Here is an 11,956-nt window from a genome sequence, read left to right as displayed (position 1 = left end):
GCCCTCCTTCTCCCATCCGGACTTTCACCGTCGGCCCCGGAATTCCACCGGGTCGGGCCCCATGGGGGCTTCGCGGGCTTTCACCGCCGGTGGGGACTTCCACCCCGCCCCGAAGGAGGTGCCAGGTGGCACCCAACCCCACTTTACACCCGAGGGAAGGGCAAAAGCTGGAAGTGGGCTACCCTTAGGGCGCCCTTCTGGCCCCCCTGGGCCTCCTTAACCCCCATCCCTTCAGGCATCCAGCCACCCTGCCCCATGGGGACAAAAGCAAATAGGGGCCTTTGCAGGCCCCTATGCCCTTTGGTGGAGGTGGGGGGAGTTGAACCCCCGTCCGAAAGTCCCTACGGCAGGCTTCTACGTGCGTAGTCCGTGTTTTGGGTGTCCTCCTGGCTTAGCCCACGGACAGGCGGCCAGGAGCGAGCCCCGCTTACTTTCGCCTTGGGTTACGGGGCCTAGCCAAGGCTAGCCGGGTTTGTGTCCCCGCTACCGTGAGCCCCCGGCAGGGCTTCCGGGCGGGGTCGCGGGTCTAAGCCGCGAGCGCGTAAGCAGGCTTGTTGGCCTTTATTCGTTTGCGGGTTTTTACGAGGCCACCCGCACCTCGGCACGCCACCTGCCCTCGGCGACCCCCGTCGAGACCGTTCACCCCCATGTACCTGACCGGGATCGGACCGGCAAGCTTGAGTGTACCAGGCTAAAGGGGTTGTAGTCAAGGGGGTTTTGGGTGTAAACTAGGCGCAGTGCTCCCAAGGGAGGGGGGTGGGTGTAAGCCCACCCTTCCTTTGTGAAGGGAGGTTGGGGAGGTGCCTGTGGACCTTTGGCGGTTGGTGGAGGAAGCGGTAGAGCCCTTGGGCCTCGAGGTCCTGGAGGTGAGGGAAGCCCCCGGGGAGGTCCTGGTCCGCCTGGAGCGGAAGGACGAGAGGCCCATCCGCGTGGCCGACCTGGAACAGGCCAGCCGGGCCATCGAGGCCGTCTTGGACCGGGAAGACCCCATCCCGGGAAGCTACCGCCTTTTGGTGGAGTCCCCCGGCCCCAAGCGCCCCCTTTTCACCCGCCGGCACTTTGAGCGCTTCCAAGGCCTCAAGGCCAAGGTGCCGGGGCCCGAGGGCTTCACGGGGCGGATCCTGCGGGTGGAAGGGGACGAGGTGGTCTTCCAGGTAGGCCAGGAGGAAAAGCGCCTGAGGATCGGCACCTTCCGCGCCAACCTCGCCGAGTGGCCCGAGGAGCCAAGATAAAAAGGGGGAAGCATGAACCGGGAATTCATAGACGCCATGCAGCATCTGGCCTTGGAGCGGGGGGTTACCACCGAGGAGGTCCTCGAGGCCTTCAAGGAAGCCTTGCGCAAGGCCTACATCAAGCGGCAGAAGGGTTACCGCAAGGAGGAGATCGAGGCGGGCAAGGGCCCGGAGGTGGACGTGTACATCGATCCCCAGACCGGGCGCATCGAGATGGTGGAGGTCCGCCGCGTGGTGGAGAAGGTGGAGGACCCCGATAAGGAGATCGCCCTCTCCGAGGCCCTCCAGTACGACCCCGAGGTCCAGGTGGGGGACGAGATGGAGTTCCCCATCGACCCCGAGGGCCTCTCCCGCATGGCCATCCAGGACCTGCGGCAGATCCTCACCCAGCGCCTCAAGGAGTCCGAGCGCAACCGCATCTACAACGAGTACAAGGACAAGGAGGGCCAGGTCCTCACGGGGGTGGTGGCCCGGGTGGACAACCGGGGCAACGTCTTCGTGGAGCTGGGCCGGGGAGAGGCCTACCTCCCCAAGAGCGAGCAGATCCCCACCGAGCGCTACTACCCCGGCCAGCGCCTCAAGGTGTACCTGAAAAAGGTGGACCGCTCCGCCAAAGGCCCCTCCCTGATCGTGAGCCGGGCCCATGAGAAGCTGCTGGAACACCTCTTGAAGCAGGAGGTCCCCGAGATCGCCGAGGGCATCGTGGAGATCAAGGCCATCGCCCGCGAACCCGGCCGCCGCAGCAAGGTGGCGGTGATGACCCACAACCCCAACGTGGACCCCATCGGGGCCTGCATCGGCCACAAGGGGCAACGCATCCAGGCGGTTTCCGCCGAGCTGGGCCGGGAAAAGGTGGACATCATCCTCTGGGCCAAGGACCCCAAGGAGTTCATAAGGAACGCCCTCTCCCCCGCCCAGGTGGGCTCCATTGAGCTGGAGCCGGAGGGGCAGAAGGCCCGGGTCAAGGTGACCAAGGACCAGCACTCCCTGGCCATCGGCACCGGGGGGCAGAACGTCCGCCTGGCCTCCAAGCTCACGGGGTACGAGATCCACTTTGAGGAGGCGGAGATCTCCGACCTGGACGAGGCCATCCGCAAGGCCGCCCAGGAGGAAGCCGAAACCACCAGCCGGGCCAAGGAGGAGTTTGAGAAACTCTTCCGCAATCTTTCCGAGTAATGGCGCAACACCTCCCCATCCGCATGTGCGTGGCCTGCCGCAGGAGGCGGCCCAAGGGGGAGCTTTTGCGGATCCTAATCATGCCGGAGGGGTTTCGCCTGGATCCCACGGGGAAGCTGCCGGGCAGGGGGGCCTATGTCTGCCCCGACAACCCCGAGTGCTGGACGGAAAAGAAACTCAGGCGCTTTGCCGGGGGCCGGGCGAAGGCCTTATCGGAAGCGCTCATCGCCCTTTTAGGAGGTACGGATGGCCAAAATACGCATCTACCAGCTGGCTAAAGAGCTGGGCATGACCAACGAGGAGCTTCTGGAACTCCTGGACCAGATGGGGGTTCCCTACAAGTCCCACGCCTCCACCCTTTCCGAGGAGGATGCGGAGGCGGTGCGGGAGCTGGTCAAGGAGCAACGGGGCCTGCAGGAAAAACTGGAGGAGGAAAAGCGCAGGAAAGCCCTCCCCAGAAGGCCTCCCGTGGTGGTCATCATGGGCCACGTGGACCACGGGAAGACCACCCTGCTGGACTATTTGCGAAAAAGCCGCATGGCCGAAAAGGAAGCCGGGGGGATCACCCAGCACGTGGGCGCCTTTGAGGTGAAAACCCCCCAGGGCACCGTGGTCTTCATCGACACCCCGGGGCACGAGGCCTTCACCACCATCCGGCAGCGGGGGGCCAAGGTGGCGGACATCGCCGTCATCGTCATCGCCGCCGACGACGGGATCATGCCCCAGACGGACGAGGCCATCGCCCACGCCAAGGCCGCCGGGGCCAGGATCATCTTCGCCCTGAACAAGATGGACCTGCCCCAGGCCAACCCCGACCGGGTCAAGCGGCAGCTGATGGAGCGGGGTTTCGTGCCCGAGGAGTACGGCGGGGAGGCCATCGTGGTGCCCATCAGCGCCAAGACCGGCCAGGGGGTCCAGGACCTCTTGGAGATGATCCTCCTCATCGCCGAGCTGGAGGACTACCGGGCCGACCCGAACGCCGAACCCAGGGGGGTTATCCTCGAGTCCCGGCTGGACAAGCAGGCGGGGATCATCGCCAACATGCTGGTCCAGGAGGGCACCTTCCGGGTGGGGGATTACGTGGTGGCCGGCGAAGTGTACGGCCGCATCCGGGCCATGATGGACGCCGACGGCAACCAGCGCAAGGAGGCGGGCCCGGGGAGCGCCGTGCAGGTTTTGGGCTTCCAGGAGCTTCCCCATGCGGGGGATGTGGTGGAGTGGGTGCCGGACCTCGAGGCGGCCAAAGAGATCACTGAGGAGCGCAAGGAGGAGCGAAGGGCCCGGGAGGAAGCGGAGCGGGAGCGCCGCCCCAAGACCATGGCGGACCTCCTGCGCGCCCTCCAGGAGGAGGGGAAGAAGGAGGTGAACCTGATCCTGCGGGCGGATACCCAGGGCTCCCTGGAGGCCATCCAGCACATCCTGGCCAAGGAAAGCACCGAGGAGGTGAAGATCAACGTCCTCCTGGCCCAGGTGGGGGCCCCTACCGAGTCCGATGTCCTCCTGGCGCAGACGGCGGGCGCCGCCATCCTGGCCTTCGGGGTGAACCCCCCGGGCTCGGTGAAAAAGGCAGCGGAGCAGAAGGGGGTGCTCCTCAAGACCTTCCGCATCATCTACGACCTCATCGACGAGGTGCGGGCCATGGTCAAGGGGCAGAAGGAGCCCGTATTCAAGGAGGAGGTTCTGGGCCGGGCCGAGGTTCGGGCCATCTTCCGCCTGCCCGGGGGCAAACAGGTGGCGGGATGCATGGTCACCCAGGGCAAGGTGGTGCGGGGCGCCGAGGTAAGGGTTTTGCGCCGGGGCGAGGAGATCTGGAAGGGCAAGATGGCCAGCCTCAAGCGCTTCAAGGAGGACGTGCGGGAGGTGGCCCAGGGTTACGAGTGCGGCATCGGCCTGGAGGGGTTTGACAGCTTCCAGGAAGGAGATGTCATCGAGGTGTTCCAGGTGGTGGAGGTGCCGGCGTAGGGGGTTCTCTGCGGTGGGTCTTGTGGCCTTACCCCAGGAGGTGCCCCATGGCCCTTAGCCCCTCCTTGGGGTATCTGGGGGGTATCCGGGGGAGGTGGGGCCTTGTCCTGGCCCTCCTGGCCCTTGCCCTCCAGGGTCCGGCCCCAATCCCCCCGGGGAGGGTAAAGGGGGAAGCCGGGCTCCATGCCAAGGAACCCGCCTGGGTTCTGAAGGAGGAGCGGCAGGGGAGCGGGGCCATCCCCTTGGCTCAGGTCCCCACCCGCCCCCCCCATCTCCCCCTCAAACCCCAGAACCGGGAGGCCCAACCCCCCGTACCCAGGGCCTTTTCCCCCTCCCACCTCTACCTTCTCTATGGCCGCCTCCAGATGGATGGAGGCTAGGGGCTGGGTCCTCTGCCGGTCCACATCCGGCGCACCCCAAGTTGGCATATACGGCCCTAGGCGCTTTGGATAGCTAATCGGGCACATGCGTGCCCAAAGGGAAAGCGTATGAACCGCAAGCTGCTCAACGGACTGCTTCTCCTCGGCCTTTTCTTGCTGGCCCTCCTCATGGTCTGGAAGCCCTGGGCCCCAGGGGAGCCCAAGGTGAAGCTGGGCCTGGACCTTAAAGGGGGTCTGCGCATCGTCCTCGAGGCCGCCGTGGAAAACCCCACCCCCGACGACCTGGAAAAAGCCCGCACCGTGCTGGAAAACCGCATCAACGCCCTGGGGGTGGCGGAACCCCTGATCCAGATCCAGGGGCAAAAGCGCATCGTGGTGGAGCTGCCGGGCCTCTCCCAGGCCGACCAGGACCGGGCCCTCAAGCTCATCGGCCAGCGGGCGGTCTTGGAGTTCCGCATCCTCAAGGAGGGGGCCACGGGCACCACCGTGGCCCAGATCAACCAGGCCCTCCGGGAAAACCCCCGCCTGAAGCGGGAGGATCTGGAAAAGGACCTCATCAAGCCCGAGGACCTGGGCCCAGCCCTCCTCACGGGCGCGGATCTGGCCGACGCCCGGGCGGTCTTTGACCAGTTCGGCCGCCCCCAGGTCTCCCTCACCTTCACCCCGGAAGGCGCCAAGAAGTTTGAGGAGGTCACCCGGGCCAACGTGGGCAAGCAGCTGGCCATTGTCCTGGACGGCAAGGTCTACACCGCCCCCGTGATCCGCCAGGCCATCACCGGCGGCCAGGCGGTGATCGAGGGGCTTTCGGGCCTCGAGGAGGCCAGCGAGATCGCCCTGGTGCTGCGCTCCGGGGCCTTGCCCGTCTCCTTGGAGGTGGCGGAGATCCGGGCCATCGGGCCCACCCTGGGCCAGGACGCCATCCAAGCCGGCATCCGTTCGGCCTTGATCGGCACCCTGGCCATCTTCCTCCTCATCTTCGCCTACTACGGCCCAAGCCTCGGCCTGGTGGCCTCCTTGGGCCTCATCTACACCTCGGTGCTCATCCTGGGCCTCCTTGCCGGCCTTGGGGCCACCCTGACCCTTCCGGGCATCGCCGGCCTCGTGCTCACCCTGGGGGCTGCGGTGGACGGGAACGTGCTCTCCTTTGAGCGCATCAAGGAGGAGCTCAGGGCCGGGAAAAGGTTCCGCCAGGCCATCCCCGAGGGCTTCAAGCACTCCACCCTCACCATCCTGGACGTGAACATCGCCCACCTCCTGGCGGCGGCGGCCCTGTACCAGTACGCCACCGGGCCGGTGCGGGGCTTCGCGGTGATCCTGGCCATCGGCGTGGTGGCCAGCGTCTTCTCCAACCTGGTCTTCAGCCGCTACCTCCTGGAGCGCCTGGCCGACCGGGGGGAGGTCCGGCCTCCCATGTGGCTGGTGGACCCCCGGTTCAACTTCATGGGCCCCGCCCGCTTCATCACGGTAGCCACGCTCCTCCTGGCGGTGCTGGCGGCAGGGGTGGTTTTCACAAAGGGGTTCAACTACTCCATCGACTTCACCGGGGGCACCGCGTATACCCTGCGCACGGGCCCCGAGGTGGGGGTGGATACCCTAAGGCGCTTCCTAGAAGCGAAGGGCTTCCCCGCGAAGGAGGCGGTGATCACCCAGGTGCAGGCCCCCACCGCCGACTTCCGCGAGTTCTCCCTGAAGCTCCCCCCCCTTAGCGACGCCAAGCGGCTGGAACTGGAGAGGCTTTTGACCTCGGAGCTGAAGGCCACGGTGCTCACGTCAGAGACCGTGGGGCCTGCCATCGGCTCGGAGCTCAGGCGAAACGCGGTGATGGCGGTCCTGGTGGGACTCGGCCTCATCCTCATCTACGTGGCCTTCCGCTTTGACTGGACCTTCGGGGTGGCCAGCGTGCTGGCGGTGGCCCACGACGTGGCCATCGTGGCGGGGATGTACAGCCTCTTGGGCCTGGAGTTCTCCATCCCCACCATCGCCGCCCTGCTCACCATCGTGGGCTACTCCATCAACGACTCCATCGTGGTCTCCGACCGCATCCGGGAAAACCAAAAGCTCCTGCGGGGCGTCCCCTACCGGGAGATGGTCAACCGCTCCATCAACCAAACCCTCTCCCGCACGGTGATGACCAGCCTCACCACCCTCCTGCCCATCCTCGCCCTCCTCTTCCTGGGAGGGAGCGTCCTGAGGGACTTCTCCTTAGCCATCTTCGTGGGCATCTTCGTGGGCACCTACAGCTCCATCTACGTGGTGAGCGCCCTGGTGGTGTTCTGGAAGGAACTGCGCCAAGCGCGGGCCAAGAAGGCGGCCTAGGCGGAAGCGGAAGAACCCACCCCCAGGGGATGCGACCCCTGGGGGTTTAACCTTCCCAACCCAGCTCCCGCAAGGCCCTGGCAGGAGAAGACCCTCCTGGGCCTCCTCGTCCAAGGCATCAGCCTCCCGGCTATAGAATGCCTTAGAGGTACCCCTGAGCCCCAGCGGTTCCAAAACCGTACTGATCACCGGGGCCGGAAGCGGCATTGGCCTGGCCCTAGCCCGGGCCTTCGCCCGAGAAGGGGCGAAGGTGCTGGTCCACGACCTGAAGGACGCCTCCACCCTGGCCGAGGAGATAGGAGGGGAGTTCCTGCAGGCGGACCTGGCCGACCCCAAGACCGTGGAGGAACTGGGAAGACAGGCGGCCCAGCACGGGGTGGACATCCTGGTGAACAACGCCGGCTTCCAGCACATTGACCCCGTGGAGGACTTCCCCTTGGAGACCTGGCAGCGGATGCTCCAGGTGATGCTCACCGCCCCCTTCCAGCTCATCCGGGCCCTGCTGCCGGGGATGAAAAAGAAGGGATGGGGGCGGATCCTCAACATCGCCAGCGTCCACGGCCTGGTGGCAAGCCCCTACAAGAGCGCCTACATCTCCGCCAAGCACGGCCTGATCGGCCTCACCCGCACGGTGGCCCTGGAAGCGGGCCCCTTCGGCGTCACCGTGAACGCCATCGCCCCCGCCTACGTGCGCACCCCCTTGGTGGAGAACCAGATCGCCGACCAGGCCCGCACCCTGGGGATTTCGGAAGCGGAGGTGGTGGAGAAGGTCTTCCTGGCCCAGGCGGCGGTGAAGCGGCTCATCGAGCCCGAGGAGGTGGCAGAGCTCGCCCTCTTCCTGGCCTCGGAGAAGGCAGGGGCCATCACCGGGGCGGTCTTCCCCATCGACCTGGGCTGGACCGCCCGCTAGCCCCGCACGGCCCGAAGGGGCACCCCTTTCTCCTTGGCCCAGGCCTCCCACTCTTGGGCGGTCCTTCCTTGAAAGAAGGCCCGTAGCCGCTCATAAGGCAAAAGGCCGGGCCTGGCGGGACTGAAGGCCGCGGGAAATAGCTCTGGTAGGCCCGCCTCCTCGCAAAACCGGGCCCAAAAATGGGGCTCCAAGGCCGCCAAAGCCACCTGTCCCCGCCGGGCAGGGTAAACCCCATAGCAAAGCACCGAGCCATCCAGAAAGGGAATCGGGGGATAGGCCACGGCCTTCACCGCCTCGGAGAGGGCCACCTCATAAACCCCGCCCCCCAGGAGAAGGCCCTTGAAGACCGCCAGGGCCAGGGCATAGGCCCCGGCCAGGTCGGCGAACAGGAAGGATCTCCAGGGAAAACGTCCAAGTAGTCCGGCCTCGGCCAGGTACGTGAGGTCGTGGCCGGGATCGGCGCCATGGGGATAGCCCCTCAGGCGGGCGTAGACCAGCCGGGGGTTGACCTCCAAGAGCACCTCGGGTCCGAGGCCCAAGCGCTCCATGACCCCAGGGCGGTTGGCCTCGAGGAGAACGGCGGCCTCCCTCACCAGGGCCAGGAACCTCTCCCGATCCTCCCCCCTCTTCAGGTCAAGGGTCAGGACCTCCTTTTCCCCGTTCAAAAAGCGGTAGACCTCCGGGGCCCAGTCCTTTAGGGGATCCCCTTGCGGAGGCTCCACCTTGACCACGGGAAGACCCAAATCCCCAAGCAGCTTCCCCGCCAAGGGCCCGGGAAGAAGCCGGGTCAGGTCCAGAACCTTACCGGGGGGCCATGCGCAAGGCGCCATCCAGGCGGATCACCTCCCCGTTGAGCATGGGGTTTTCCAGGATGTGCAGGACCAAAAGGGCGTACTCCTCCGGCCTGCCTAGGCGCCTGGGAAAGGGCACCTGTTCCGCCAAAGAGGCCTTGGCCTTTTCCGGAAGGCCCTGAAGGAGGGGGGTATCGAAGAGGCCCGGGGCCACGGTCACCACCCGGATCCCCCACTCCGCCAGCTCCCGGGCGGCGGGAAGGGTGAGGCCCACCACGCCCCCCTTGCTGGCGGCGTAGGCCGCCTGGCCCACCTGGCCCTCAAAGGCGGCCACGCTGGCGGTGTTCACGATGACCCCCCGCTGGCCCTCGAGGTCGGGCGGGTTTTCCCGCATGGCCCAGGCCGCCAGGCGCAAGACGTTGAAGGTGCCCACCAGGTTCACCTCCACCACCCTGCGGAAGCTCTCCAGGTCGTGGGGGCCGTCCCGGCCCAGGACCTTGCGGGCCAAACCGATGCCCGCCGCGTTTACCACGGCGAAAAGGGGCGCCTGAAGGGCGGCGAACTCCACCGCCCGCCTGGCCTCCTCCTCCCGGGTCACATCCCCTTCCAGGTACTGGAGGCCCGTATCCTCCCCCCGCCGGAGGTCCAAGACCACCACCCGGTAGCCCCTATCCCTCAGGGCCAGGGCCGCGGCCCGCCCCAGCCCCGAGGCCCCTCCCGTCACCAAGGCGCTCCGTTCCATACTTCCTCCTAGATCCTCTGAAGGATGGTGGCCGTGGCCTGGCCGTGGCCGATGCACATCACCTGCAGGCCAAACTCCCCCCCGGTGCGCTCCAGCTCGTGGAGGAGCTTGGTCATGAGCACCGCTCCCGTGGCCCCCAGGGGGTGGCCGTGGGCGATGGCCCCGCCGTTGGGGTTTACCCTCTCCGGGTCGGGGTTAAACTCCCGCAGGAAGGCCAGGACCACGCTGGCAAAGGCCTCATTGATCTCAATGACGTCCATGTCCTTGAGGGAAAGCCCGGCCCGTTCCAGGGCCTTTTGGGTGGCGGGGATCACCTCCAGAAGCTGCAGGGTGGGGTCCCCCGCCACCACCACCCGGGCGCGGAACCGGGCCCGGGGGCGGAGGCCCAGGGCCAAGGCCTTCTCCCGATCCCCCAAAAGGAGGGCCGCCGCCCCGTCGGAGATCTGGCTGGAGTTGCCCGCGGTCACCACCCCGTCCTCCCGGAAAACGGGCTTTAGGGCCAGCATCCTCCCGTAGTCCACGTCGGGGCGAACCCCCTCGTCCCGGTCCAGGAGGAAGGGCCTCCCCTCCCCATCCACCCCCTCCAGGGGGAGGATCTGGGTCCGGAAGCGGCCTTCCTGGATGGCCCGGGCCGCCCGTTTGTGGGAAAGATACCCCCACTCGTCCAGCTCCTCCCGGCAAAGCCCGTAGCGCTCGGCGATGCGCTCAGCGCTCTCCCCCTGGTGGACGAGCTCATGCTTCTGGAAGAGGGCGGGGTTTAAGGTGTGGAAGCCGCCCCCGATGTCGGAGAACATGGGGACCCGGGTCATGCTCTCCACCCCGCCGGCAATGGCGAAGTCCAGGTCATGGGCGGCGATGGCCTGGGCGGCGAAGTGGACCGCCTGCTGGGAGGAGCCGCACATGCGGTTCAGGGTCACCGCGGGCACCTCCTTGGGGAGCCGGGAGAGGAGGACGGCCAGCCTGCCCACGTTGGCCCCCTGCTCCCCCACCTGGGTCACGCACCCCGTGACCACGTCCCCGATGAGGTGGGGGTCTATGCCCGTCCGCTCCAGGAGGGCGTCCAAGACCTGGGCGTAAAGGGCGTCGGGCCGCCACGCCCTAAGGGCCCCGTTGCGCTTGCCGATGGGGGTGCGCACCGCCTCGAGGATCACCGGCTCTCCCATACCCTCCTCCTTACCAGCTCCCGCAGGACGATAAGCCTTTGGATCTCGGAGGTCCCCTCGTAGATCTGGAGCACCTTGGCGTCGCGGTAGAGCTTGGCCAGTGGGTACTCCTCGCTGTAGCCGTTGCCGCCGAAGACCTGCAGGGCCTCCGAGACCCCCCGCACCGCATGGTCCGCGGCAAAGGCCTTGGCCGTGGCCGCTTCCAAGGCGTTCTCCTCCCCCCGCTCCGCCCCCTCGGCGGCCCTTAGGGTGAGGAGGCGGGCGGCCTCCAGGTCCATGTGGATCTCCGCCAGCTTGAACCCCACCCCCTCATGCTCCCAAAGGGGCTTGCCGAAGGCTTCCCGCATGGCGGCGTAGGCCAGGGCCTCGTCCAAAGCCCTCTGCAAAAGCCCCACCGCCAAGGCGGCCACCATGGGCCGGGAGCGGTTGAAGACCCGCATGGCCAGGGCAAACCCCTCCCAGGCGATCAGCCCTTCCTCGGGCACCCAGACGCCATCCAGCCACACCTCCGCCGCGGGGGAGGCCTTCTGTCCCAGCTTGGGCAAAGGAGGCCCCACCTCCACCCCCTCCCCCCGCTCCACCAGGAAGGCGGCGATCCCCTCCCTCCCCTCCGCCACCTTGGCGAAGACCACGAAAAAGGAGGCCTCTGGGGCGTGGCTGATCCAGGTTTTGCGCCCATGGAGGCGGTAGCCCCCCGCCACCTTCTCCGCCCGGGTGCGGAGGGCGGCCACATCCGAGCCCGCATGGGGCTCGGTGAGGGCGTAGGAGGCCACCTCCTCCCTAAGCCGGGGCAGAAAACCTCGGGCGTAAGGGCTTCCCGAGAGGAGAAGGGCGTCCGCCACCAGGTTGTTGAGGAGCAAGGCCGCCGCCACCCCGGTGCAGGCATAGGCCAGCTCCTCCGCCACCAGGACCAAGGCCCTGGGCCCAAGCCCAGCCCCGCCCAGCTCCTCCGGGACCAGCAGCACGGGAAAGCCCAGCCCCGCCGCCTCGCGGAAAAGCGGCCAGGGAAAGCGGGCCTCCTGGTCTAGCCTTCGGGCCTCGGGAAGGATCCGCTCCCGGGCAAAGCGCCGCGCCAGCTCCCGGATGGGTTTTTCCAGGTCCAAGGGAACCCCCGAACAAAGCTTACCCGGTGCAAAACCCTGGGGCAAGGGCCCATCCCCCCTTCCTTACATGAGCCCATCGGCCGCCTCGAGGGCCACCCCTCCGCCGGGCTGACCCCCACGGAAACCGAAAGGCCCCGCGCCTCCAAGGAGGCCCCGTCCCTTAGGCCCAGGTGCAGGACCG

General features: G+C 67.2%; 11 protein-coding genes, 1 other RNA gene and 1 riboswitch. Of the genes, 7 read left to right on the top strand and 5 right to left on the bottom strand.

Translation table 11 applies throughout. The features are described from left to right. Nucleotides 1-121, bottom strand: a riboswitch (FMN riboswitch). Nucleotides 122-301: 180 nt separating this feature from the next. Continuing rightward, nucleotides 302-647, bottom strand: a transfer-messenger RNA (tmRNA) gene (ssrA, locus tag BS74_RS11630). 159 nt (nucleotides 648-806) lie between these two features. Here ssrA and rimP point away from each other — a divergent pair. The 7 genes from rimP to BS74_RS04480 all read left to right on the top strand — a co-directional run bounded on the left by rimP (nucleotide 807) and on the right by BS74_RS04480 (nucleotide 7,976). After that, nucleotides 807-1,232, top strand: a complete 426-nt coding sequence (gene rimP, locus BS74_RS04505; RefSeq protein WP_038056445.1) for a ribosome maturation factor RimP — start codon at nucleotides 807-809, stop codon at nucleotides 1,230-1,232. A 12-nt stretch (nucleotides 1,233-1,244) separates the two neighbouring features. Next, nucleotides 1,245-2,408, top strand: coding sequence for a transcription termination factor NusA (gene nusA / locus BS74_RS04500; protein ID WP_038056439.1), 1,164 nt, complete (start codon nucleotides 1,245-1,247; stop codon nucleotides 2,406-2,408). Continuing rightward, entirely contained in the window at nucleotides 2,408-2,686 is a 279-nt protein-coding gene (locus BS74_RS11625; RefSeq protein ID WP_081914556.1) for a YlxR family protein, read from the top strand. The genes nusA and BS74_RS11625 overlap by 1 nt, the downstream gene beginning before the upstream one ends. After that, nucleotides 2,655-4,370 carry a translation initiation factor IF-2 gene (infB, locus tag BS74_RS04495; RefSeq protein WP_038056437.1) on the top strand — a complete coding sequence of 572 codons (1,716 nt, stop codon included), beginning with the start codon at nucleotides 2,655-2,657 and terminating at the stop codon, nucleotides 4,368-4,370. The genes BS74_RS11625 and infB overlap by 32 nt, the downstream gene beginning before the upstream one ends. A gap of 47 nt (nucleotides 4,371-4,417) precedes the next feature. Then, the gene (locus tag BS74_RS04490; RefSeq protein ID WP_038056435.1) at nucleotides 4,418-4,750 is read left to right on the top strand and encodes a hypothetical protein; all 333 of its coding nucleotides are present in this window, start codon (nucleotides 4,418-4,420) and stop codon (nucleotides 4,748-4,750) included. 108 nt (nucleotides 4,751-4,858) lie between these two features. After that, the gene (gene secD, locus BS74_RS04485) at nucleotides 4,859-7,066 is read left to right on the top strand and encodes a protein translocase subunit SecD (RefSeq protein ID WP_038056433.1); all 2,208 of its coding nucleotides are present in this window, start codon (nucleotides 4,859-4,861) and stop codon (nucleotides 7,064-7,066) included. A 154-nt stretch (nucleotides 7,067-7,220) separates the two neighbouring features. Continuing rightward, nucleotides 7,221-7,976: a 3-hydroxybutyrate dehydrogenase gene (locus BS74_RS04480; protein ID WP_038056431.1), complete on the top strand. Its 756-nt coding sequence runs from the start codon at nucleotides 7,221-7,223 to the stop codon at nucleotides 7,974-7,976. On the opposite strand, the gene BS74_RS04475 is transcribed toward BS74_RS04480, so the two are convergent. The 4 genes from BS74_RS04475 to BS74_RS04460 are packed head-to-tail and all read right to left on the bottom strand — an operon-like array spanning nucleotide 7,973 to nucleotide 11,775. After that, nucleotides 7,973-8,806 (bottom strand): CoA transferase, encoded by an 834-nt coding sequence (locus tag BS74_RS04475; RefSeq protein WP_038056429.1) that lies wholly within the window; start codon nucleotides 8,804-8,806, stop codon nucleotides 7,973-7,975. The two genes, BS74_RS04480 and BS74_RS04475, sit on opposite strands and share 4 nt — an antisense overlap. Then, entirely contained in the window at nucleotides 8,778-9,509 is a 732-nt protein-coding gene (locus tag BS74_RS04470; protein WP_038056427.1) for a 3-hydroxyacyl-CoA dehydrogenase, read from the bottom strand. The genes BS74_RS04475 and BS74_RS04470 overlap by 29 nt, the downstream gene beginning before the upstream one ends. Before the next feature lie 8 nt (nucleotides 9,510-9,517). Beyond that, entirely contained in the window at nucleotides 9,518-10,672 is a 1,155-nt protein-coding gene (locus BS74_RS04465) for a thiolase family protein (protein WP_038056425.1), read from the bottom strand. Next, the gene (locus tag BS74_RS04460; RefSeq protein ID WP_185747691.1) at nucleotides 10,657-11,775 is read right to left on the bottom strand and encodes an acyl-CoA dehydrogenase family protein; all 1,119 of its coding nucleotides are present in this window, start codon (nucleotides 11,773-11,775) and stop codon (nucleotides 10,657-10,659) included. The genes BS74_RS04465 and BS74_RS04460 overlap by 16 nt, the downstream gene beginning before the upstream one ends. Nucleotides 11,776-11,956 lie beyond the last annotated feature (181 nt).

Origin of the sequence: Thermus amyloliquefaciens, assembly GCF_000744885.1 — a bacterium.
In the GTDB taxonomy this organism is placed as follows: domain Bacteria; phylum Deinococcota; class Deinococci; order Deinococcales; family Thermaceae; genus Thermus; species Thermus amyloliquefaciens.
Note: the sequence above shows the minus strand (reverse complement) of the source record. Positions and strands in the feature narration are given on the sequence as shown.

Coding starts and splice junctions, on each gene's coding strand:
- nusA (WP_038056439.1), top strand. CDS start 1,245: ATGAACCGGGAATTCATAGACGCCATGCAGCATCTGGCCTTGGAGCGG.
- BS74_RS04475 (WP_038056429.1), bottom strand. CDS start 8,806: ATGGCGCCTTGCGCATGGCCCCCCGGTAAGGTTCTGGACCTGACCCGG.
- BS74_RS04465 (WP_038056425.1), bottom strand. CDS start 10,672: ATGGGAGAGCCGGTGATCCTCGAGGCGGTGCGCACCCCCATCGGCAAG.
- BS74_RS11625 (WP_081914556.1), top strand. CDS start 2,408: ATGGCGCAACACCTCCCCATCCGCATGTGCGTGGCCTGCCGCAGGAGG.
- secD (WP_038056433.1), top strand. CDS start 4,859: ATGAACCGCAAGCTGCTCAACGGACTGCTTCTCCTCGGCCTTTTCTTG.
- BS74_RS04470 (WP_038056427.1), bottom strand. CDS start 9,509: ATGGAACGGAGCGCCTTGGTGACGGGAGGGGCCTCGGGGCTGGGGCGG.
- BS74_RS04490 (WP_038056435.1), top strand. CDS start 4,418: ATGGCCCTTAGCCCCTCCTTGGGGTATCTGGGGGGTATCCGGGGGAGG.
- infB (WP_038056437.1), top strand. CDS start 2,655: ATGGCCAAAATACGCATCTACCAGCTGGCTAAAGAGCTGGGCATGACC.